Source organism: Streptomyces sp., assembly GCF_019510245.1.
GTDB lineage: Bacteria > Actinomycetota > Actinomycetes > Streptomycetales > Streptomycetaceae > Streptomyces.
On the sequence record NZ_JAEKKT010000432.1, the window covers coordinates 1 to 2240 of the forward strand.

The 2240-nt window shown below is 70.9% G+C and carries 2 protein-coding genes and 1 pseudogene; all 3 read left to right on the forward strand.

All coding sequences use genetic code 11. The annotated features are described in order from the left end of the window. A pseudogene (locus JF597_RS53465) lies at window positions 1–381 on the forward strand (hypothetical protein); the annotation flags it as partial. After that, window positions 378–1727 (forward strand): MFS transporter, encoded by a 1350-nt coding sequence (locus JF597_RS53470; RefSeq protein WP_294014277.1) that lies wholly within the window; start codon window positions 378–380, stop codon window positions 1725–1727. The pseudogene JF597_RS53465 and the gene JF597_RS53470, both read left to right, overlap by 4 nt. Window positions 1728–1782: 55 nt before the next feature. Next, on the forward strand, window positions 1783–2240 hold a 458-nt coding region (locus JF597_RS53475), incomplete at its 3' end, for a TetR family transcriptional regulator (protein ID WP_294014279.1).

A 2240-nucleotide genomic window follows, 5' to 3' on the forward strand; every position in this document is an offset into this window, starting at 1 on the left:
CGGCTGCTCGCCGACCCGGCCGCGGTGGAGCGCGAGTACTTCGCGGCCACCGGCATCTTCCCGCCGATGCACGTCCTGCTGATCCGCCGGAAGCTGGCCGAGCAGGCCGGCCTGCCGAACCGGGTGTTCGACCTGTTCGCCGCCGCCAAGCACGATGCCGAGCACCGGCTGGCCCACCTGGCCGAGCCGATGGCCACGCTGCCCTGGCTGTACGCCGAGCTGGAACGCACCACCCAGCTCATGGGCGCCGACTACTGGCCCTACGGCTTGTCGGCCAACGCGGACGCCCTCGACACGTTCCTCGGCTACCTCCACCGCCAGGGTCTGACCAGCCGTCCGCACACCGCAGCCGAGCTCTTTCCGTTCGGAGACTGGAGGTGACCGCGACCGAGGCGAGCGAAGAGAGCGCGGCGGGCGAGGCACCCGCGGCGGGCGGGGCGCCCGCGGCGGCTCCGCCGCGCCGCTTCGCCGGACTGCGCCGGCAGGCGCTCGACCTGCGACCGCTGGCGATCCCCGAGTTCCGCCGGCTGGCGGTCGGTCAGGGGGCAGCCTTCGTCGGCGCGATGCTCACGCAGACCGCCGTCCCCGTGCAGGTGTACGCGCTGAGCCACTCCTCGCTCGCCGTCGGCATGGTGGGCTTCGTCGGGCTCGTCCCGCTCATCTGCTTCGGACTCTACGGCGGCGCCATCGCGGATGCGGTCGACCGGCGCAAGCTGTACCTCTGGTCCTCGGTCGGGACCCTGCTCGTGACCATCGGGCTGCTGGCCCAAGCCGTCGGACGGGCGAACAGCGTCGGGCTCATCCTCGCTCTGGTGTTCGTCCAGGCGGCGCTGTTCGCGGTGTCGTCCTCCACCCGCGGGGCGATCGTTCCACGGATCGTCCCCAAAGAACTCGTACCGGCGGCGAACACGTTCACCTTCACGGTGAGCAACGTCGGCCAGGTGCTCGGCCCGATCATCGCCGGCGTGCTCGTCGGACGCCACAACGGCTTCGCCTACTCCTACGGCATCGACGCGCTGCTGTTCCTGGCGGCGCTCTATTCGGCCTTCCGGCTGCCCGACCTCGCGCCGGTGGGCCGCACGTCCCGCCCCGGGCTGCGCTCGATCGGCGAAGGGCTGGCGTTCATTGCGAAGCGTCCGGTGCTGCTGACCTCGTTCGCGATGGACATCGTGGCGATGGTGCTCGCGAGCCCGCGCTCGCTCTATCCCGCGATGGCGCAGACGCGTTACCACGGACTCGTCGGGCCGCTGTACGCAGCGATCGCGATCGGCGCCGTGCTGGCCGGGTCGGCCAGTGGCTGGATCGGTCGCGTCCGGCGGCAGGGCGCCGCCCTGACCGGGGCGATCGTGCTGTGGGGAGCCGCGGTTGCGCTCGCCGGGCTGGTCGGCTCCCTCTGGCTCGTGGTGGCTCTTCTCGCGCTGGCCGGTGCGGCCGACCTGGTCTCTTCGGTCTTCCGGCAGACGATCCTGCAGACCTACGCCCCGGACGAGCTGCGCGGACGCATGCAGGGTGTCTTCATCGTGGTGGTCAACGGTGGACCGCGACTCGGCGACGTCCGCGCCGGCGGCATCGCGGCGGTGACCACGGTCAGCTTCTCCTGGGTGAGCGGTGGGCTGGCCTGCATCGCAGTGGCCGTGCTGCTCGGCTTCTTCTCCCGGAGCTTCTGGCGCTACGACACCCGGCAGCCCGTCCCCGTCGACGCCAGCGGCGAACCGGACCGCCGCTGATCCGCCGGCCGTTCGTGGACCAAGCCCTAGCTTTGGGGTGAACTAAGCTAGACCAATGGCGGAAACCGGACTGCGCGAGTTGAAGAAGGCGCGGACGAGGAAGCTCATCGCCGCCACTGCTGCCCGGTTGTTCGCCGAGCACGGCTATGAGAACGTCACGGTCGCCGACGTGGCGCGAGTGGCCGAGGTCGCTGAACAGACCGTATACAACTACTTCGCCACCAAAGAACTTCTCGTGCTCGACCGCGAGGACCAGGTCACCCGCGAGCTGTGCGACCTCATCCGCGCCCGTCGACCCGGAACGACGGCCGCGGCGGCGGTCCGGGAGTTCGTGCTGTCGTCGGTGTCTCGCATTGCCGACGTTCCGCGTGAGCAGTGGCGCGGCGAGCTGGGCTACCTCGGGGCGATCAGTCCGGCCGTGCACCGGTTGGTGCTGGAGTTGGTCGAGCGGCAGGCGGACGCGGTGGCGGGCGCCATCCGAGACACCACGCCGGTCGCGCCCGAGGTGGCCCA